25 protein-coding genes and 2 tRNA genes are annotated in these 19,526 nt (G+C 43.4%); 15 read left to right on the top strand and 12 right to left on the bottom strand.

The annotated features are described in order from the left end of the window. From BTO09_RS01205 to BTO09_RS01160, 10 genes are all read left to right on the top strand, one after another. Positions 1-963 carry a sodium-dependent bicarbonate transport family permease gene (locus BTO09_RS01205; RefSeq protein ID WP_087522919.1) on the top strand — a complete coding sequence of 321 codons (963 nt, stop codon included), beginning with the start codon at positions 1-3 and terminating at the stop codon, positions 961-963. Positions 964-1,062: 99 nt separating this feature from the next. After that, positions 1,063-2,133 (top strand): endonuclease/exonuclease/phosphatase family protein, encoded by a 1,071-nt coding sequence (locus BTO09_RS01200; protein ID WP_087522918.1) that lies wholly within the window; start codon positions 1,063-1,065, stop codon positions 2,131-2,133. A 31-nt stretch (positions 2,134-2,164) separates the two neighbouring features. Beyond that, positions 2,165-2,431, top strand: a complete 267-nt coding sequence (locus BTO09_RS01195) for a hypothetical protein (protein WP_087522917.1) — start codon at positions 2,165-2,167, stop codon at positions 2,429-2,431. A gap of 129 nt (positions 2,432-2,560) precedes the next feature. Next, positions 2,561-2,857, top strand: coding sequence for a hypothetical protein (locus BTO09_RS01190; protein WP_232454981.1), 297 nt, complete (start codon positions 2,561-2,563; stop codon positions 2,855-2,857). After that, positions 2,854-3,375: a GNAT family N-acetyltransferase gene (locus BTO09_RS01185; protein ID WP_232454980.1), complete on the top strand. Its 522-nt coding sequence runs from the start codon at positions 2,854-2,856 to the stop codon at positions 3,373-3,375. Before BTO09_RS01190 ends, BTO09_RS01185 begins: the two co-directional genes overlap by 4 nt. A gap of 58 nt (positions 3,376-3,433) precedes the next feature. Next, a complete protein-coding gene (locus tag BTO09_RS01180) occupies positions 3,434-4,303 on the top strand; it encodes a sugar phosphate isomerase/epimerase (RefSeq protein ID WP_087522915.1) in 870 nt (289 codons plus the stop codon). A gap of 80 nt (positions 4,304-4,383) precedes the next feature. Beyond that, positions 4,384-5,034 carry a hypothetical protein gene (locus BTO09_RS01175; RefSeq protein ID WP_157663396.1) on the top strand — a complete coding sequence of 217 codons (651 nt, stop codon included), beginning with the start codon at positions 4,384-4,386 and terminating at the stop codon, positions 5,032-5,034. Between the two features lie 72 nt (positions 5,035-5,106). Continuing rightward, positions 5,107-5,958 carry a tetratricopeptide repeat protein gene (locus BTO09_RS01170; RefSeq protein ID WP_087522913.1) on the top strand — a complete coding sequence of 284 codons (852 nt, stop codon included), beginning with the start codon at positions 5,107-5,109 and terminating at the stop codon, positions 5,956-5,958. A 292-nt stretch (positions 5,959-6,250) separates the two neighbouring features. After that, positions 6,251-6,643, top strand: a complete 393-nt coding sequence (locus BTO09_RS01165; RefSeq protein WP_087522912.1) for a hypothetical protein — start codon at positions 6,251-6,253, stop codon at positions 6,641-6,643. 16 nt (positions 6,644-6,659) lie between these two features. Next, entirely contained in the window at positions 6,660-7,130 is a 471-nt protein-coding gene (locus BTO09_RS01160; protein ID WP_087522911.1) for a PEGA domain-containing protein, read from the top strand. A 485-nt stretch (positions 7,131-7,615) separates the two neighbouring features. Here the strand turns inward: BTO09_RS01160 and BTO09_RS01150 are convergent. From BTO09_RS01150 to BTO09_RS01130, 5 genes are all read right to left on the bottom strand, one after another. Then, positions 7,616-7,690 (bottom strand) — tRNA-Pro (locus BTO09_RS01150). A 660-nt stretch (positions 7,691-8,350) separates the two neighbouring features. Further along, positions 8,351-8,425, bottom strand: a tRNA-Pro gene (locus tag BTO09_RS01145). Positions 8,426-8,528: 103 nt separating this feature from the next. Continuing rightward, positions 8,529-9,443 (bottom strand): hypothetical protein, encoded by a 915-nt coding sequence (locus BTO09_RS01140; RefSeq protein WP_087522909.1) that lies wholly within the window; start codon positions 9,441-9,443, stop codon positions 8,529-8,531. 9 nt (positions 9,444-9,452) lie between these two features. Next, positions 9,453-10,070 (bottom strand): HEAT repeat domain-containing protein, encoded by a 618-nt coding sequence (locus BTO09_RS01135; RefSeq protein WP_087522908.1) that lies wholly within the window; start codon positions 10,068-10,070, stop codon positions 9,453-9,455. Next, entirely contained in the window at positions 10,061-10,603 is a 543-nt protein-coding gene (locus BTO09_RS01130) for an RNA polymerase sigma factor (RefSeq protein WP_157663395.1), read from the bottom strand. The genes BTO09_RS01135 and BTO09_RS01130 overlap by 10 nt, the downstream gene beginning before the upstream one ends. Positions 10,604-10,765: 162 nt before the next feature. Between BTO09_RS01130 and BTO09_RS01125 the strand changes: the two genes are divergently transcribed. Together BTO09_RS01125 and trxB are read left to right on the top strand one after the other, a co-directional pair. Next, positions 10,766-11,227 (top strand): isoprenylcysteine carboxylmethyltransferase family protein, encoded by a 462-nt coding sequence (locus BTO09_RS01125; RefSeq protein WP_157663394.1) that lies wholly within the window; start codon positions 10,766-10,768, stop codon positions 11,225-11,227. A gap of 78 nt (positions 11,228-11,305) precedes the next feature. Next, positions 11,306-12,274, top strand: a complete 969-nt coding sequence (trxB, locus tag BTO09_RS01120) for a thioredoxin-disulfide reductase (protein ID WP_087522905.1) — start codon at positions 11,306-11,308, stop codon at positions 12,272-12,274. Positions 12,275-12,320: 46 nt separating this feature from the next. Here the strand turns inward: trxB and BTO09_RS01115 are convergent, their stop codons facing one another. The 6 genes from BTO09_RS01115 to BTO09_RS01095 all read right to left on the bottom strand — a co-directional run bounded on the left by BTO09_RS01115 (position 12,321) and on the right by BTO09_RS01095 (position 16,593). Continuing rightward, positions 12,321-12,815, bottom strand: a complete 495-nt coding sequence (locus BTO09_RS01115; protein ID WP_087522904.1) for a nuclear transport factor 2 family protein — start codon at positions 12,813-12,815, stop codon at positions 12,321-12,323. Between the two features lie 105 nt (positions 12,816-12,920). After that, positions 12,921-13,637 carry a head GIN domain-containing protein gene (locus BTO09_RS01110; protein ID WP_087522903.1) on the bottom strand — a complete coding sequence of 239 codons (717 nt, stop codon included), beginning with the start codon at positions 13,635-13,637 and terminating at the stop codon, positions 12,921-12,923. Between the two features lie 19 nt (positions 13,638-13,656). Beyond that, complete coding sequence (locus BTO09_RS01105) at positions 13,657-15,468, bottom strand: PspC domain-containing protein (RefSeq protein WP_087522902.1); 1,812 nt, start codon at positions 15,466-15,468, stop codon at positions 13,657-13,659. Further along, on the bottom strand, positions 15,465-15,803 hold the full coding sequence (locus tag BTO09_RS01100; protein ID WP_087522901.1) for a PadR family transcriptional regulator: 339 nt from the start codon (positions 15,801-15,803) through the stop codon (positions 15,465-15,467). The genes BTO09_RS01105 and BTO09_RS01100 overlap by 4 nt, the downstream gene beginning before the upstream one ends. Positions 15,804-15,824: 21 nt before the next feature. Next, positions 15,825-15,995 carry a hypothetical protein gene (locus tag BTO09_RS14400; protein ID WP_157663393.1) on the bottom strand — a complete coding sequence of 57 codons (171 nt, stop codon included), beginning with the start codon at positions 15,993-15,995 and terminating at the stop codon, positions 15,825-15,827. Continuing rightward, complete coding sequence (locus tag BTO09_RS01095) at positions 15,979-16,593, bottom strand: DUF4870 domain-containing protein (protein ID WP_087522900.1); 615 nt, start codon at positions 16,591-16,593, stop codon at positions 15,979-15,981. Before BTO09_RS01095 ends, BTO09_RS14400 begins: the two co-directional genes overlap by 17 nt. 144 nt (positions 16,594-16,737) lie before the next feature. Between BTO09_RS01095 and BTO09_RS01090 the strand changes: the two genes are divergently transcribed. From BTO09_RS01090 to BTO09_RS01080, 3 genes are all read left to right on the top strand, one after another. After that, complete coding sequence (locus BTO09_RS01090; protein WP_087522899.1) at positions 16,738-17,193, top strand: DUF4442 domain-containing protein; 456 nt, start codon at positions 16,738-16,740, stop codon at positions 17,191-17,193. Between the two features lie 90 nt (positions 17,194-17,283). Beyond that, complete coding sequence (locus tag BTO09_RS01085) at positions 17,284-18,084, top strand: TIGR00266 family protein (protein WP_087522898.1); 801 nt, start codon at positions 17,284-17,286, stop codon at positions 18,082-18,084. Positions 18,085-18,254: 170 nt separating this feature from the next. Continuing rightward, the gene (locus BTO09_RS01080) at positions 18,255-18,452 is read left to right on the top strand and encodes a hypothetical protein (RefSeq protein WP_087522897.1); all 198 of its coding nucleotides are present in this window, start codon (positions 18,255-18,257) and stop codon (positions 18,450-18,452) included. A 100-nt stretch (positions 18,453-18,552) separates the two neighbouring features. On the opposite strand, the gene BTO09_RS01075 is transcribed toward BTO09_RS01080, so the two are convergent. Beyond that, the gene (locus BTO09_RS01075; RefSeq protein ID WP_087522896.1) at positions 18,553-19,497 is read right to left on the bottom strand and encodes a LysR substrate-binding domain-containing protein; all 945 of its coding nucleotides are present in this window, start codon (positions 19,495-19,497) and stop codon (positions 18,553-18,555) included. Between the last annotated feature and the right edge of the window lie 29 nt (positions 19,498-19,526).

Genomic DNA, 19,526 nt, shown 5'->3' with positions numbered 1-19,526 from the left:
ATGGACTTGCATTTGCTGATAGATAACCTGACCAACCCGGCCTTATTGTTTTTCTTTTTGGGAATCATTGCAGTACAACTAAAAAGCGATCTGGCCATACCTTCAACTTCTGCAAAATTCATATCACTCTACCTGTTATTCTCAATAGGGTTTAAGGGTGGGCAAGAACTGGCGCACAGCACTTGGAGTGCCGAAATCGGGTACTCCCTCTTGTTTGGGGTCGTTCTTGCCACCGTTATTCCGCTCATCGCATTTTTTGTATTAAGACAGCGTTTTGATGTTTCTAATTCAGGAGCGATCGCTGCTTCCTACGGTTCGGTGAGTGCAGTGACCTTTGTAACGGCCATTTCGTTTTTAGAGATGGAACACATTGCATTTGGCGGCCATATGGTGGCAGTGATGGCCCTGATGGAAGCGCCTTCTATAGTAGTAGGGGTGTTGCTCATTGCGCTGTTTAGTGCAACTCGCGGCAAACCTAAACTAGGGGAGCACGTTAAGCATGCGGTGACCAACGGATCGGTTTTGCTTATCACAGGGAGTTTGATCATAGGTCTTTTAGCCAGTGATGAACAGGCCCAAGGGATCAAGCCTTTTACCACCGATATCTTTAAAGGATTCTTAGCGGTCTTTCTATTGGATATGGGAATTACTTCCGGAAGAAAATTAAAGAGCTTTATCAAGAAGGGTAAATTTGCAGTGCTGTTCTCTATAGTGGTCCCGATTATAAACGGACTCACAGCGGCCTATATCAGCTCGCTTTTTACAGACAATATAGGAAACCAATTCTTGTTCAGCATTCTGGCGGCCAGCGCCTCTTACATAGCCGTGCCCGCAGCTATGCAATTGGCGGCGCCCAAGGCAAACCCAAGCTTGTATCTACCTATGGCCCTGGGAGTGACCTTTCCTTTCAATATAACTTTAGGCATGCCTTTATATCTGATCTTCATTACCTGGATCAACTAATAGGCAAGCCTTCCATTTCAATATTTTAAAGATCACCGCGGCGCTTTGACCGCGGTTTTTTATTGCTTCACAGTGGTGAATTGTTTATATTTTTATTCGATGACTGTAGATCCGATACATATTACGCTAGTTCTAGCTTCGATACTTTGTGTGCTCTCATACTTACCCTTGGTGCCTTCAAGACATTGGTTCTTTAGACTTTTTGATTTTATCCGCTTACAGCTTCTGGCTTTGTTGCTTTTAATCTTTTTGGTGCTATTGGTCTTTGCTTTTAAGGCGTGGAGTAGTGCAATTTTACTTGGGCTCGTGGCAGTAAGTGTAACTATCTTTTATCAGCTTTGGGTGGTAGCGCCTTATTTTTCTAAAGGATCTTCTACAGCTGCTTCGGAGGGGATCCGGCTTTTGAGCCTCAATGTGATGCAGCAGAACAACTCTTATCAAAAAGTGCTAGACCTGGTGGAGCGATTAGCTCCAGATATTGTCTTGCTGATGGAGACAGATTCCAACTGGGACAAAGCAATGGAATCTCTTGAAGAAACACATCCGCAGCATATAAAGATCCCGAAGGACAATAAATACGGTATGCAATGCTACACGCGTCTTGAAATGGTTCAAGGGGAGGCCAAATACTTGATTTCAGAAGAGCATCCTTCTGTACGCATGGAGCTGAGAACAGCCAACAATAGAAGCTTTTGTTTTTGGGGGATCCATCCGCCACCGCCAAGTCCTACAGAGAAACCAACGGCCAAGCAAAAAGATGCGGAACTTTTAAAATTGGCCGCACTTTTAGCAGATTCCAACTGTCCGACGTTGGTGGCCGGAGATTTTAATGTGGTCTGTTGGTCGCAAATTTCCAAGCGTTTTGCGGCACTTTCAAAGCTAAAGGATGCGAGAATTGGGCGTGGCTTCTTTAGTACCTTCCCGGCAAGATGGCCACTGCTGCGTTTTCCATTGGACCTGCTTTTTCATTCAAAGGGCATTCGTATCAACCAGCTCCGAGTTTTGGAACCAGTAGATTCTGACCATTTGCCACTTTTTACTGCCTTTGAGATCCAAGAGCATGCTCAAAAAGAAAAGGAATCCCTGAACTCCGAAGAGCGACAAGAGGTCCAAGAAACTGTGGTCGCAGGAAAAGCTGCTGCTCAAAAGGAGAATAAAAGCGAGGGCTAGCCTCAGAAATTAGTATCTTTAAAAGAAAAACTTGCGCTTAATAGAACGCCCAGACGGTTCCAGAACCCAACGCATAGTATTGCTTTATGTGGCTAGTGTTCTGCTGCTCGCAATTTTCTGGACCTTGGACAACACTCCAACTATTGATACATGGATCAATCAGGAGGCAGAGCGGGATGTTTATTGGGGAAATTTCATCTATTTCGCATATGCTGTTATCAAATATGCCATACTAGCGGTGGGAGTTATTATTCCTATTATGGTGACCGCATTGTTATTGATTAAACCTAAAGATTAGAGTATATATAACACCTTAAGAGCTGAGTTGGGGACTACTTATACGGTTAAAAAACACTAAAAACAAAACACAAACCCTATGCAATTAAAAGATCCTTTAAAGCTTTGTTTAAAATGGCTACCCTCGGTTATGTTATTACTTTTTTACCTGCCCAATGCCTGGGATAAAATCACCAATGCGGGACAGACCGATAAGGTAATTGCCAATGAAGCGGTAATGATAGCTACAGGTATCTTTTTATTACTAGCAGTTGTCTTATTTATGTATCCTAAAACTATCTTATGGGGAACTGCGCTACTTGCGCTGTATATGAGTTGTATAGTGGTTATTCATATGATAAAAGGCAAGCCGCATGAGCTCACTTTGTTACTGGTAGTTGGGACGGTCTTTGCCGCCTACATTAGAGCACCTCAAAACTTAACATGATGCAGTCGGAGCAACCCATAATTACGACAGAGCGCCTTAAGCTTCGCCCTATAATGGCTAAGGATATCAATGATGTTTACCGAGGCTTGTCGCACCCAAAAGTAATATCGTTTTACGGGGTTAGTTTTGAGAGTTTAGCTGCAACACGAGAACAAATGCAATGGTACGCACAGCCGCAACAGCTTTGGTGGGCTGTAATGAGCTTAGACGGTACTCAATTCTATGGTGCCGGAGGGCTAAACGATATCGATCTAAAAGCTGGAAAAGCGGAAATAGGTTTTTGGCTGTTACCGCAGCATTGGGGCTATGGCTATATGCAAGAGGTGTTGCCTTTAATTGTAAATCATGGCCTGAATTCCTTGGGGTTGAATCGTATAGAAGGATTTGTAGATAGCGACAATATCAATTGTAAGCGCGCCATGGCCAAGCTGGATTTTACCCACGAAAAAACGGTATTGGCTGCCGAACAGAAAGCCGGTAGATCTATCGATGTGGAGGTATACGTTAAGACGGCTTAAGTTCTTATCTTTATAAGCTGTTACCGTAAATAAAATTATCATCAACTAACTCATACCTATGAAGATCTTTTTTAAAGTCCTAGTTGTGTCTGTAGTGGCACTTTTATCTGTAAGCTGTAATCAGGAAAATTCTGAAAAATCAGAAGGGATAGCGCTTTACACCCTGCGTGACGCTATGGCGACCAACCCGAAAGAAGTGTTGCGAGAAGTGAGCGAGCTCGGCTATGATTATATAGAAGATGCCGGCTATGCCGACGGTAAGTTTTACGGCATGAGTCCGCAGGAATTCAAGGCCTATCTAGAAGAAGTTGGTTTAGAACCGGTGAGTTCTCACCAAAGTGGTATTACCTATGAAAATGCAGACCAGATCATTGCCGATCTTAAAACGGTTGGATTCGAGTATTTGGTAATTCCGATTCCTCCTATGGGACATTTTACCTTTGATATGGAAACTCGTAGTATGGGAATGACTGGCGGAGCGGAGAATTTGGCTCAGATTTTGAACACCATAGGAGAAAAATGTAAGGCAGCAGGAATTAAACTGTTGTATCACAATCACGATTTTGAACTGAAACCCGATGCCGATGGGGTAGTCGTTTTGGATTATTTGTTAGCGCATACAGATCCGGCTGTTGTTAATTTTGAGATCGACCTCTATTGGACAGCTAAGGCCGAAGCAGATGCGTTGAAATATTTTGAAAAGTATTCGGGGCGTTTTGTCGCATGGCATTTAAAAGATATGGATAGCGCTGGGCAATTTGCTCCTATCGGAGAGGGGCAGTTGGATTTTGCGAGCTACCTGACCAAAAAGGAGCAAGCAGGAATGAAGTACTTCTTTGTAGAACAAGATATGACCTTTGACGGCATGACCCCTATGGAAGCGGTAACCATAAGCCATAAAGCCATTACCGAACTGGGGTATGAATAATATTTAAATCTATTAGCCTTAATCTACCTTTGAAATTGAACATGAAAAAAACCGTTTTTCTAACCGTTTTAAACCTAGTTATGGCCTGGAGTGTACAGGCACAATTTTTACAACGTGGACTCAATAAGGATCTTCCGTCGGACGCCTTTGTCAAGATGATGTATCTAACCGATAACGACAGTATAGTAACGGGCTTTGGATTCCCCGATCCTGTGGTCAAAAACCGCATTGTTTATGCCAAGCAGCAGCCAGAAGGAGAAATCACCCAAGATTGGAAGTCCTTACGCGTTAAGTATGCCGAATTCTATTACAACGAGATCGTCATGCTTACACGTGATCTGGTGGAAGTAGAATATTCCACCGATGCCGAATTCTTAACGGATACTTTACGTGTTTATCCGCTTCGGATCAAGGGAGCGGTAGCTAACGGCCTAAAGAAAATCGGCTACGAGAACGAAGCCATTCAGATGTTTGAAGATTTTTACTGGGACGATCATTTTTTTCCTAGCCAGTTAGTTTACGTACGCACCCAAGAGGAAGCAGCTACAGATGCCTCAACTTTCGTTTTGAATTACAACAACGAAAGAGCCTTTAAACGATCGGCAAAGAGATTTTTTAAAGCTTGTGATGAGGTCGTGCAAAAAATTGAAGCTGGTGCCTATTTCCCAAAATCCAAAAAGAACATAAAGGCACTGGCAGATGACTACGCAGCCTGGTGTGGGCAACAGTAGTCACGCACAGCCGCTAGCTAGAACTTTATCGAATAAGACTTATATCATCGGCTTTAAAAGAAGCAAACACAGATGAAACACCAGAATAACAGCCTATTAGCATTTGGGTTTTTAGCCATGCTTTTGCTTCTCGCTTGTAAGCAGCAGAACAGCGATACAGCTAAAGGGAATCCATCCGCAGCAAAACTCAATCAGGCCGATATTGAAAGGCAAGAGCAGATCATGCAGGAACATCTGGTCAACGGGGCTTGGAAAGAAGAACTGTATTCCAGAGAATGGCAAGAACATATAGACCGAGGCCTGGCCAAAGACAGTACCATTGCCTATTTGTGGCAACAAAAGGCTATGCCGCTTTTTAAACAGGCCAAATACGAACTTGGAATGCGGTATATAGACAAGGCCGTAAAATACGATCCGGAGCGCTGGCAAGATTATCGGGCTTTTATTAAGTGCATCTTTGCCAAGACCTATACCGAGGCCATAGAAGATTTTCAGGATTATAAAAGCAAGTACGGCAACGGATTTGTAATGGACCACAGCTGCAACTTCTATATAGGGTTGTCCTATTTACAACTCAATGAGTTTGCCAAGGCAGAGCAGGTCTTTGAAGAGGATCACCAGGCGCAGCTAAAAGAATACGGTGTAGATTGGTTACACCATTTAGATCTATTCTATTACGGCATTAGCCGCTATGAACAAAAGAACTATCAAGGTGCCATTGCTCTTTTTGACCAAGCACTGGCCATATACCCAGATTTTTCGGAAGTGCAGATCTACAAGGCCAAATGTTTGGCCAAGCTCGGAAGAACAGCAGAGGCCGAGGCTCTAAAAGCCCTTGGAGAGGTCAACGGTCGAAAGGGGAACACCATAAACGAAGACAGTGTGATCTACGAGCGGTATCCCTATCAGCTGCGCTGGAATTAGAATGTTTAGTGTATGTTTTTTGGCGCCCCGTGAATTAGCATTGAATGCACTTCACGGCCGCGCTCTTCGCTATATCTTTGCGCTAAGCGCAAAGGATGCCGCTGCGACAAGCCAAGAAGCGCGCGCAGCGCTGCTTCTTGGTCGCTGGCGCGGGGGATTTTTTTCATATTTTAAAACTCCACGAGTATCTTTTTGATATCTTTATTTTCCTGTTGAATTTTGTATTACAAGCAGTATCTTCACAGGATAACAACATTTTTAATTGAGACTAATTAAACCGCCTTTTACTTTAATGAATAAAAAAATAATTGCTTTCATTTTGTTGGCCATGCTCTGTGTAGTTAGCTGCAGCCCCAAGATCACGGCTGATCTGATTAATCCTCAGCCAAAACTTTCACTCGATGATAAAGTTGCACTTTTAGACCTTGAACATGAGCTTCCTCAGGGCCTTATACGGGTAGGTAGCCTGCGCTACCAAGATTCTGGTTTTTCTACAGATTGTAGTTTTAATAGTATCATGGCAAAAGCGAGAGCAGAAGCTCGTAAAAACGGGGCCAATATTGTAAAAGTTACAGAAAAGAAGACCCCAGACTTTTGGAGTACTTGTTACAGACTTAAAATTGACTTATACAGATATAGCGGCGATGTTACTACATTGGCTCAATACACTTTAACTTTAGACTAATCATTTACTAATCCTTATGAATAGAATTTTTAAAGTTTTTACACTTATTTTATTATTATCATTTAACAGTTGCGCTACCATTATTTCGGGTTCTCGCCAACAGGTTCAAATTAACTCAAAGCCTGCTTCTGCAAAGGTTTACATCAATGAGGTTGAAGTTGGTAATACCCCAGTTCAAAAAAACTTAATGCGAAATCAAGAGTATAGCATTGTACTCAAATTGGATGGTTTTGAGACCTATGAGACAAAACTTGAAAGAAAATTCAATGCATGGTATATTGGAAATATTGCGTTCGGAGGCCTAATAGGTATTATTGTTGACCCAATAACAGGAGCGATTCACAAGCTAAAGCCTGAGGAAATTAATGGCGCTCCTAAGAAAGGTACTTCATATAGAACGCAAGATGGCATGCTCTATATAATGATCAGCATGGATGCTGCCTCTACTGCAGAAAAGGTAGGCCAATTGGATCGATTGGAAGAGTGAAATTATCCCGTTAAACAACCAAACATCCAGTGGACGTTTAACTGAGGCACCCGCGAAAGCGGCAGGCTATCATTTTGTATATAGTCTTTCAGAGGATTCATTGCCTGCGGCAATGATCCTGAATAGGGGAGATGCTCAAAGAAAGCCAGAAATCTACGGACATCGAGTGATTTGCGAAGCAAATTGTATCGAGATGTCATATGAAAGCCAGTGTTGTATAACAAAAAGTAACAAACAAAAGAATTACTAGCTCTTCGGCCTCCGTAGCGTTTTGCAAAGGAGGCACGCTCGTGATCCTTATTTTCTTTTGTTTTATTGAGGATTCATTGCCTTCGGCAATGATCCTGGGTGGGGATGTTGCTAAAGGAAATCCAAATGTCGCTTTGCGACATTCTAGATTTTTTGTTTCCATTCACTTATGCAAGCAAGCTTGCAACGTTTCTAAAAACAAAAAATCCAATGCTGTTGGCATTGGATTTCCTTTGTCGGGATGAGAGGATTCGAACCTCCGATCTCTGGTCCCCCAGACCAGCACTTTAACCGGACTAAGCTACATCCCGAACTAGGTCTGCGAAATTAGCGAATTTTGAGAAATCTCTATTATAAAATCAGAAGGATTCCTTGTCTTCGGCAATGATCCTGAAGAGGGGAAGATGCTCAGAGAAAGCCAGAAAGCTACGCTTTCAATGGCTTTTTTGTTTTCATTGCTCACTGGAAACAAGTTTCCGTTCGCTTTTAAATAACAACAAACATTAACGAGTGTTGTTTTGTGAAACAAAACCAAACATCCAGTGGATGTTTGAATGAGTTACCCGCGAAAGCGGTAGGCTTAATTTCTTTGCGTTGGACCTGCTTTGGATTCATTCACGAAGTGAATGATCCTTGTTTTGGTTTGTTGCTAAAAGAAAAAGCCCGTACCGCTTAAGAAAGTAAACTTAAAGGGATTCATTGCCTTCGGGAATGATCCTGGGTGGGGAAGATGCTCAGAGAAAGCCAGAAAGCTCTGCTTTCTATGGCTTTTTTGTTTTCATTGCTCACTGGAAACAAGTTTCCGTTCGCTTTTAAATAACAACAAACAAAAGGATTACTCGCTCTTCGGCCTCCGTAGCGTTCCGCAAAGGAGGCACGCTCGTGATCCTTGTTTTGGTTTGTTGCTAAAAGAAAAAGCCCGTACCGCTTAAGAAAGTAAACTTTCTACGCTATACAGGCTTTTTCTTTTGTCGGGGTGGCAGGATTCGAACCTGCGACCTCCTGCTCCCAAAGCAGGCGCGATAACCGGGCTACGCTACACCCCGTAAGAGGATGCAAATTTATTCAAATTCTTAATTGTGGCAAGGCTAAATGTCAAAAAAGAAAAAAGAGCGCTTTGAGGCGCTCTTTTGTTGGTGCTTAATAAGATTACTTCTTCCGCAAGTACACGGTTCCGAACTCTGTTTTAATGTCGAATGTAGTGCCGCCACCGTTGAGTTCGGCATTGACCATCTTTTGATTGGCATGATAGTCTTCTTGCAGGATCTTAAAGTCAAGATTGCTCAAGATCTCTTGACCGATGATGCTCGCACTTATTTTACTGAGTTGCGGCATGGTGATATCAATATCGCCATCGTTGCTAATAATGGAGAAGAGCTCGTCTGGGCGCTTCTTGTCAAATACTACCTTCACGTCACCGCCAAGGGTATTCACAAGAGCAGGGCCACTTACATCGGTTAGTTCTATGGCCTTGTACTGGCTAGAGATCATCAGCTCACCAGCGTAGTTGTCTATCTTTAAGGCCTCCGCAGAAAAGATTAGTCTACTACTGTTGTTTTTCTTGCACTTGCCGGTATCGATAACCAATTTAACCGAATTAGGCACCAAGATCTCGTAGGAGGTACTGTTTACAAACAACACATTCGATTGATTGTCTACCTGCTTGTCGGTAATGGTCAGGCGGCTGCCAAACTGTTGAATATCAAAGTTCATGTCTACAGCAGTGTGATCCTCTTTCGCGCTACCCAGTGGCTTCAAACCTTTGGACTTTTCTTTTTTGTCCTTGTCAAAATTGCTGAAGTAGAGGTAACTGATAGAGTCTGTGCTGGTTGTGTTCACTCGGGCTTGCCCGTTGATAACAAAACTATTCCCCTTTCCGGAGTAGAATACATTTTCTGGCGTATTGCTTTTTATGACCACTTGATCACCATTGTAACCAGAGATCTGGATCTTGGCAGAGGTGCAAATTTCTAAAGTGCCTTTTTTAAAGTCGATTTTCTTCTCTTGCGCAGAAAGGCTCACTGCTGCCAAAAGCATTACTAAAGTGATGAACGTTTTTTTCATGATGAAGGTTTATTGATTATTAAAAGCAGCCACCGCCAGAGAAGCCGTATTGCGCACTGCGGCTTCCTGGTTGCGGTCTGCTACGATTTGTTCCAGCGGATCTGTGGCTCTTGTTTCCTTGAGTTCCGCCAGTGTTTTTATGAGTTTTATTTGCACCAATGCTTCGGATTCCTTTTGTAAGGCGAGTAGTAGCGCGTCTCTAACTTCTTGCTCATGTCCAAATCCTTGCAAGGCAGAGATGGCTTCGATCTTTACGTTGGTTTGCGTCTGTTCATGGAGCAAAGAGAGTAGTACTTCTTTAAAGTTGGCGTCGGCTGTATTGTCGTTTTTAGCTCTATAGGCTGCTATAGCTTCAAGTTGTTCACTGGGGTATTCCATGGCTGCAATTTGCTCCAACATTTGTTGTTTAGCCGGATCCACGTCAGATCCACCAAACCAGAAAGGACTACTCAAGAGTCCAATTACTAGTACCGCGGCCGCGGCATACCACCACAGCGAACGACTTTTTGATCGCGCTGTATGCAACTCATCTTTTAAGCGCTTCGCGAAGACAGTGTCCTGCTCGCTAGGCCAGGTATTCAACGGACTTTCTGTCTTTAAGCGTTCTAATTGTTTTTCTAAGGACATGTCTTTAATTTTTGTTCTATGGCCTTTTTAAGGGCAATTTTAGCACGTCGGTATTGATTGCGTACGGTACTTTCTTTTAACTCTAAATGTTCGGCGATCTCGCTGTGCGAATAACCTTCTATGGCATAGAGCACTACCACCAAACGATGCTGCTCTTTAAGCTCCTCTAAGGCTTGGTGCATCAGTTGTAAGGGCAATTCCTCGTCGATTTCATCCTCCTCATGACTCAAGGCGAAAGTGGTATCTTCTTCATCTTGCCAGTCAAAACGCTGTTCCTTGCGCAAGGCATCTATGGCCAAATTGGTGGCTATTCTATAGAGCCAGGCGCCTAGGTTGCTGTCTTCGCTCAGGTCTCCGATGCGCTGAAACCCTTTTATAAAGGCTTCTTGAACAACGTCTTGTGCTAAACTAGGGCGTTTCAGAATTCGTATCGCCGCTGTGTAAAGCAGATCCTTATAGGTGTGGAACACCTGCAGCTGTGCACTGTAAGAATTTGCTTGGCAAGCTTTGATCAATGGTTTGCTATCTGTCACGCTCTGCTTGTTGGTTATAGTATAAACGGGTGGCTTTTTAAAATGTCGCAAAAAAATTTTAAAAATTCAGATCCGGTTAAATCCGTAGATCGAAATTATTTTGCCTTGTAAGTAATTTCTGTAAATTTGCTCATCAACTTTTGATACTAGACAGTTCCTATTTTGAAGAAGGATGTACTTTTTGTCCTGGTTCAATTTTTACTATTTGTTTGTTATTTATTGAACTGGGGACTCCTGGAATTTGAAACACCACAACTGCTTCGACATGCCGCGAGTGCAGGGGTGGCCTTAGGAATCGTTGTGGTTATACTCGGGATTCTCAACCTGAGCGATAATTTGAGTCCGTTCCCATCGCCACGCAAGAATTCGGAACTAATTCAGAACGGGATATATAAATATGTGCGTCACCCGATTTACTTGGGTATTCTTGTCGGTTTGTACTCCTATGCGATCTACGCAGCATCCTTAGAGAAATTCCTAATTACTTTATTGCTCAATTTGGTGTTTTACTTCAAGTCGAGTTACGAAGAAGAGTTATTGGTACAACGGTATTCCAGTTATTCCAAATACCAACGGATCACGGGTAGGTTTTGGCCTAAATTCAATAGTAAGAGGGCACAATAAGGTTATCAACAATCTTGATAACTTTCCTGTAAGGATTCCCTTGAATCTACTACTTTTACTGTATCAAATCAGAATGAAATGTCAGATACTATAGAACGCGTTAAATGTTTGATCATCGGCTCCGGACCAGCAGGTTATACCGCAGCCATATATGCTTCTCGAGCTAATATGTTCCCAGTGCTTTATCAGGGAATGCAGCCGGGAGGTCAACTTACCACCACTAACGATGTGGAGAACTTTCCGGGCTACCCAGACGGGATCACTGGCCCAGAAATGATGATAGAATTACAAAAGCAGGCCCAACGTTTTGGTACAGACGTACGTGACGGCTGGATCACCAAAGTAGACTTTTCGGGTCCTGTGCATAAAGTATGGGTCAACGAAACTACAGAGATCCACGCAGATACCATTATTATTAGTACTGGAGCCTCGGCCAAGTATCTCGGCTTGGAGTCCGAACAAAAATATTTGAATCTTGGGGGCGGTGTTTCTGCCTGTGCTGTATGCGACGGTTTCTTTTATCGCAACCAAGAGGTTGTGATCGTTGGAGCAGGGGACTCTGCTTGCGAAGAAGCACATTATCTTTCTAAATTGTGTAAAAAGGTGACCATGTTGGTGCGTCGCGATGTGTTCCGAGCATCTGTTATCATGGAGAACCGTGTTCGCAACACGGAGAACATCGAGATCCTCTTCAACACAGAGACCGAAGAGGTCTTGGGAGATGGACAAGTGGTGACTGGCGTTCGCGTAAAGAACAATCTAACAGGCGCTACTCATGATATTCCGGCAACCGGATTCTTTGTGGCTATTGGTCACAAGCCCAATACTGACATCTTTAAAGGTTGGTTAGATATGGACGAGACGGGATATATCATCAACAAACCTGGAACAGCTCATACCAATGTTCCTGGCGTGTTTGTATCTGGGGATGCTGCGGATCATGTCTATCGACAAGCCATTACGGCTGCAGGTACAGGATGTATGGCGGCTTTGGACGCAGAACGTTATTTGGCTGCTGTAGAAAGCGAGCATACGGTAGCTTCTTAAATTAGATATTCAATCCAATAAAAAAGCCGCTTTTAAAGCGGCTTTTCTATTGTTGCGGTTTGTGGTCATAACTGTACGACCGCTGTAACATCCAGTTTTCTCCTTCTTTGATCCAAAGATGAGTAAAAAGGGCAATGGCGCCTTTTTGCTCCGGGTCACCATTCATGCTGAAATAGAATTTATGTTCTCCCTGCTGAAGCAAACCGTAAAGGGTTCCATCGTTTTGATAGAGTGGATAGATCTTTGTTGATCCCGCAACCAATTCCCTACGGCTTTTACGACCGGGAAAGTTGCAGATGTTCTTGTCAATAGACTGAATAAAGGCTTCTTTGCCTTTAGTGATCCCACCTTGATCGTGGTAGAACTCAAAATCTTCACTGATCAGATCTTGAAGCACATCATTCTGACATTGGTTAAAGCTCAGTTCAAAGAGCAGGCTGTCTTTGGCCATGATCATCTGGTAATGTTCATCTTGAGGAGCTAGTTGTGCAAAACTCATGGCTGGAACGAGCAGACAAAGCAGCAGTTTGATTGTTCTCATAATGATTGATTGTTATTATAAAATTGAAAGACCGCCACAGCTGTGGCGGTCCACTTCAACGTATGAATGAGCGTTATGGAGTAATGTCGCTCATTACTTTAGGCGCTACATCTTACGGATAGCGCTAGATTTTCCGTCTTTTTTGTTTACGGTCATTGGGTCTCCGTAGTACTTGATATCCCCGCCACTGCTGGCTTTGGCATCTAAGCTTTCAACCACGTTGACCACTATGTCTGCTCCGCTAGAAACCTCGGCTCGTACCTTGGTTGCTTCTAAGTTACGCGCGTTTATATCGCTGCCACTAGAGGCATCTGCAGTGAGATACTTGGCACGGCCCGTCACTTTAATGTCGGCTCCGCTGCTGCATTTTACCATTACCTCACGAGCGTCGATCTCTAATTCCAGATCTGCCCCACTGCTGCTGCTTAGGTCCAATTTCTCGGCTCTAATCACATCGCTGGCTATGACATCAGCGCCGCTACTGGCCTCAACGGTATTCAAACTGGTATAGGTCACATAAACCTTCTTGCTCTTGGCGCGGTTAATGTTCTTGGTCGTTCTGATCTTTAATACACCGTTACTCACTTCTGTCTCGATGTATTCGTGGAGGTTAGAATCTGCTTCTACCACCACTTTGTTCTCTGAGCCTTCTTCTAAAAAGACATCCAGCCCACTAGATCCTCTAACTCCGGTAAAATCGTCGTCCAAGTTGCGCGTCTTGGTCACTACATCGCCATTACCGTTCTCTGCATTGACCACTAGGTCAAGGTTGCAGGAACTCAAAGTAAAAGCTGCTAAAATTGCTAAAATTGAAAGTCGCATACGTTTAAAGTTTTAGTTGTTATTGATTTGATGAATTGCTAATGCTATCGTTTACCACTGCGGATTGCGTTGCAGTAGAATCCGTTGAGGTTGCTTGCTCACTCTCTGTAGTTTCTGTGGATTGCTCCACATCGTCTACCCAAGTATCGCTATTGCCCCAATCGTCGTCGGTCCAATCGTCGCTGCTCCAGTCGTCATCATCCCAACCACTGGTGGTTCTATCACCATTATAGTTAGACTCGCGACCATCCGGACAGTTCAGACAAGTTGTCTTTCCTTTTTCTATGCGGAGGAAGTATTCTTCATCGCCACGGGTTAGAATATCGTCATAGTACGAGCTGTTGGAGTGGAAGCTGCGTGTATTCTTATCTGCAAACAATACAGATCCTTCCGGTAGATACACGATCACTTCTACTTCTTGGTCGCGGTATTTATCGGCCACATCGACCAAGAAATAACCGTCCAAGTACAAGGTGTTCCCCTTGAGCTCATAGTTGTAATTGATACGCTCCGCATACTCTCTGGAACGTTGATAGTCGGTTGAGTTTGCAGATTTCTCTATGCTGATTCTACCCTCTGGTTTGCTGGTAGAACGCACTATTAAGCGCACATCGTTGCTGTAAATGACACGGTTTCCGTCTTCGTCTCTTTTGATCTCAAAGCCACCGCTTCTGTTGGCGCGGTATTCGAAATCTTCATTAGAGACCATTTTTAAGCGCAGGGTGTCGTTTACGGCTACGGCCAATGGGTTCACTGTTTTAACGCTTCCTTCGTTGCTTATCTCAGTTACCTCGCGAATGGCAAAGATGCCCATCATTATAACAGCGGCTATCCAGGCTACCCCAAGGGTTATCTTAGCCGGAGTTCCAATAGATTTGATGTTCGGAATAAGGATCTTCAATCCCAAAAGGAACAATACAAAAAATGGAATTCCAACGGCCAATAGAACGGCAATAGAGATCAACCATATTGGTGCACCAGAGGTGTTTACCACGCCGATATAATCGGTCAGGTCGCTGCCCCAAAAGCTTACAGATCCCAAAGAGAACATGCTAACAATAAGGCTTACCAAGGTAGATATCGCTGTGATCAGTAAAATGATCCCGATAAACTTGAAAATGATCTTAAAAAAGACGCTGAAAACACTTCCTAAGCCGTCAAAAAAGCTAGAAGCTCCAGATTTGGCGCGTTTTGCCGCACCATCGAAATCGACATCTTTTACCTTATCGGCGACGCGTTCGTACTCGTCCTTAATCTTTTTTTCAATGTTCTCTATTGTCACCGCTTCGCCCTGCATGGTCAATTTATCTGCAGTGCTTTCGGCAGCTGGAACCAAGATCCAGAATAAGATATATACGACTAAGAAGAATCCGCTAGAGAAAACGGTTAGCAAGATCCAAAGCAGACGTACCCAAATGGTATCGATCCCTAAATAATGACCCAATCCGGCAGCCACACCAGAAATGAATTTGTTGTCTACATCTCTAAAGAGCTGTTTGTAGCTGGCGCGTTGCTGATACTGGCGCTGGCGCTGTTGTTTAGGCGGAGCATCGTCAAAGATCTCTTCGTCTACCATATAATCCTCTGGCTGGCCCATTACGGCTATAACCTCGTCCAGTTCTTTTATAGAGATCACCTGAGAGACAGAATCTCTTTTCTCTGCGAATAGTTCGGCAATTCGGGCTTCGATATCGCGGATGATCTCATCCTGTCCTTGAGGATCGGTAAAGGATTTTTTGATGGCATCCAGATAGCGATTCAGCTTGGCAAAGGCATCCTCGTCAATGTGGAAAAAGGTTCCGCCCAAATTTATATTGATTGTCTTTTTCATTTTGTTGATTTTACGCTAATTACTGTATTCACTGCATCTTGCAGCTCGTCCCAGGTGTTGTTGAGTTCCTTGAGGAACAGCTTACCGGTTTCGGTTAGTTCATAATATTTACGAGGTGGCCCACTGGTGGATTCTTCCCAGCGGTAGGAAAGCAATCCGGCATTCTTAAGCCGAGTTAACAAGGGGTAAATCGTCCCTTCTACGACCAGCATCTTTGCCTCTTTCAATGCGTCCAGGATATCTGAAGTGTAAGCCTCGCCGTCTCTAAGTATGGACAGGATACAAAACTCCAGTACGCCTTTTCTCATTTGTGCTTTTGTGTTCTCAATTTTCATGTTCTTTTCGTTTAATGAGAATTAACAATTCTCGGTTCCGAAGCGGATGGTAGTTGCTACACAATCGATCTGTACCGATTGTTCAACAACCGCTTCGATGGTCTTTGCATTGTCGACTGCAGGGAATGCAGGTGCAGCGGGCCCCATTAGGTTTAATACTGCGGCCATGACCATATTAACTAGACTGCTCATTTTCTGATGATTTTTGTTCGTTTGACGATGATTGTTCTGTAAAGTCGACTTCTTGATCGGTTTCTGCGGTAGCTTCGGCAGCCGTAGCGGCTTCCGTAGCTCCAGCGGTTGCCGGGGTCAAAGCGTCGTTTTCTGTTCTAATGAATCGAATGGATAGGGGATAGCGATACAGCTCTCCATTGTTTGCTTTCATAGCAGCCGTGATCACCGCGTAGATCTCAAAGATAAAGATGCAGAACGCGAGTAGTACCGCTAAGAAGATCACTGTCAAGTATCCGCCCAATTCATTGGCGTTTACCGAACGACTTCTGTAATAGGCATCATCCAATTGCTCTAAGATGCTTATAAAGTCTCCGGCGTGAAAGAACACGAACGGAAGACATACTGCGGCGATGATAACGCCATAGAGTAATAGACTTAGCTGAAAGTTGATAGCCTCCCGTCCGTGGTGATCAATAAAAGCTTTTTCTCTGTTGGTGGTCCATAATACTAAAGGACCAATAAAGTTTCCGAATGGGAAAAAGTACTTTAAAAAAGTCGCTAGGTGGATAGCCATTCCCAACGATTTGTCATTTTTTGATAAGCCAGTATTGTCCATTGCTTGTTATTTTCTTATGCAAATATATGTTTAAAAAACAGTACTTTGTTACGCATAGTACCTAATATTAACATTTTTTTAACAAAATTTACTTCGGATTGAATTGTACGGAGAATGCTTATCTTAGCGCCTTAATCCCTTGCTATGCCGCTAACTCCCGGAAAGATCAACACCTTTATCGCCTTTAAATTACCCTCCGCCTTTTTAACAGGAGTCCGCTTAAAGAGCATTTCTCAAGAAAGCTGTACAACGACTGTAAAACACAGATGGATCAATCAAAATCCGTTCAATTCCATGTTTTGGGCCGTTCAAGGAATGGCTGCGGAGCTAGCTACAGGAGCCTTGGTTATGGACGAGATCAAGGTCCAAGGAAAACCGGTTTCTATGTTAGTGGCTAATAACAAAGCTAACTTCAGTAAAAAAGCCAAGGGGAGAATCACCTTTACTTGTAACGATGGACTAGCGATTCGTCAAGCGATCCAAAAAGCAATAGCAAGCGGAGAAGGCCAAACCTGCTGGATGCATGCACAAGGTACCAATACCGATGGAGTCGTGGTCTCTTCTTTCGATTTTGAGTGGACGGTAAAGCTGCGATCCTAACAACTATCCTCAGCCTTAACATCTAAATAATATATATAGGTGTAACAATCTTGTGCTACTTACACTAATTGAATAAACCAAACATTCAATATGACAGCACACGAAATTGATTATCACATCTACGGAGAGGAAATGCAATATGTCGAGATAGAACTCGACCCAAACGAATCTGTAATTGCAGAGGCCGGCAGCCTAATGATGATGGAAACCGAGATTGAGATGCAAACCATCTTTGGAGACGGTTCCAAACAAGACAAGAGTTTTATGGGAAAGCTTTGGGGAGCAGGTAAACGCTTACTTACCGGAGAGAGCCTGTTTATGACAGCCTATCTCAATAATGCCTATGACAAACGCAAAGTGAGCTTTGCTTCGCCTTACCCAGGTAAGATCATCGCTATAGACCTGGCCAAGCAGGGCGGAAAGTTCATATGTCAGAAAGACGCCTTTCTCTGCGCCGCCAAAGGCGTGTCCGTTGGCATTGAATTCTCTAAGAAGTTAGGCCGTGGCCTATTTGGTGGCGAAGGCTTTATCATGCAAAAGTTAGAAGGTGATGGTTTAGCTTTTGTACATGCAGGAGGAACCACAGCGGTTAAAGAACTGCGTCCGGGAGAAAAACTCAAAGTAGATACAGGTTGTATTATTGGTTTTGACCAAACTGTAGACTATGACATTGAGTTTGTTGGCGGTATCAAGAATACCATTTTTGGGGGAGAAGGTATGTTCTTTGCCAGTTTAACAGGACCCGGCACGGTATATATTCAATCTTTGCCCTTTAGCCGTTTGGCTGGTCGTGTTTGGGCAGCAGCTCCTAGAGGAGGTGGTAAGGATAAAGGAGAAGGCAGTATACTCGGTGGTTTAGGCGATCTTTTAGACGGAGACCGCAGCTTCTAAGTAAGGAGGCAAACTGTTATTTTAGTCTTAAAAAATGGCAATATTGATGTTAAAACTGACTTTGTAGTGAATTTCTATATTGGATTTTTTATTATCTTGAGGTCAAGATTAAACAAAACGCCTATTGCAACATCATTACGCTTTTTACCCTAACTTAATTAAATTAAACTATGGCAAGAGCGATGTTTGATTACACCAAAGCGGTGCTGGCTAAGGTCAGCTTTGATCCGCAGTTGTTCTGCAAAGAGTTAAAAAAAGCAATGAATAGATTGCTTCCCCATGAAATTGAGGAACTCCGAATTTGGGTAAATTCACTGATCAAGCAGAACCCCGAATTAAATCAATGTCTTATTTATTTAAATCCATAAGAAAAAGCCTCCATCTGGAGGCTTTTTTTATGCTTCATAGCCTGCGTTAAAGTTCTATTACGGACTTCACTTGCAGCCTATGAAGCTGTAAACTCTACAATTACTTTTTATTAGGCAGCGGACTTATGATCTGTACGTCCTGGTAGGCTATGGCTCCCCTAACTACGCCAGAGATCACATCGAACATGGCGTCTATGATTTGTATCTTCAGCTCACTCTTTGGGTAGATCAAACTCACCTCACGGGCAGGAGCAGGATCGTTAAAGTGGTGCAGGTTGGCCTTTTGCTTTTCACCCAGGTCTAAGGTGTGCAGATAGGGCAGTAAGGTCATGCCCATGCCTTCTTCTGATAGTTTTATAAGGGTTTCAAAACTTCCGCTTTCTATCTGAAAACGGTCGTCTAAATTCGTCTTAGCCGATTTGCAGAGGTTTATAACACCATCTCTAAAGCAGTGACCATCTTCTAAAAGCAAGATATCATCTATGTCCAAATCGCCAATGGTTATGCGGCTTGTACTGGCCAAGCGGTGTTGTTGTGGAATATAACCCACAAAAGGTTCATAATAGAGTACTCTTTCCTTGATATTCTCTTGCAAGAGCGGAGTTGCAGCGATTCCGGCATCTAAGTGCCCTTCGTCCAATTTCTGGATCAGATCGTCTGTATTGAGTTCCTCTATCTTGAGGTGTACCTTGGGAAATTTATTGGTGAAATTCCTGAGGAACATTGGCAGTAAGGTAGGCATCACTGTTGGAATTATCCCCAATTTGAATTCCCCGCCAATAAATCCTTTTTGTTGATCTACAATGTCTTGGATCCTGTCGGCCTCATTGACAATATTTTTGGCCTGCTGCACAATTTTCTTACCAATCTCTGTGAGCGCGATCGGTTTTTTAGTGCGGTCAAAGATCAATACATCTAATTGATCTTCCAGTTTTTGTATTTGCATACTCAAAGTAGGCTGCGTTACAAAGGTCTTTTCTGCTGCCTTTGTAAAATTCTGATGCTCCGCTACTGCGAGTACATATTTAAGCTGTGTAATGGTCATGCTGCTGCTTTGCTGCAAAGATACGATAA

It is taken from the genome of Gilvibacter sp. SZ-19, from assembly GCF_002163875.1.
Classification (GTDB): domain Bacteria; phylum Bacteroidota; class Bacteroidia; order Flavobacteriales; family Flavobacteriaceae; genus Gilvibacter.
The sequence above is the reverse complement of the archived record's forward strand: the minus strand, read 5'-3'. Positions and strand labels throughout refer to the sequence as shown.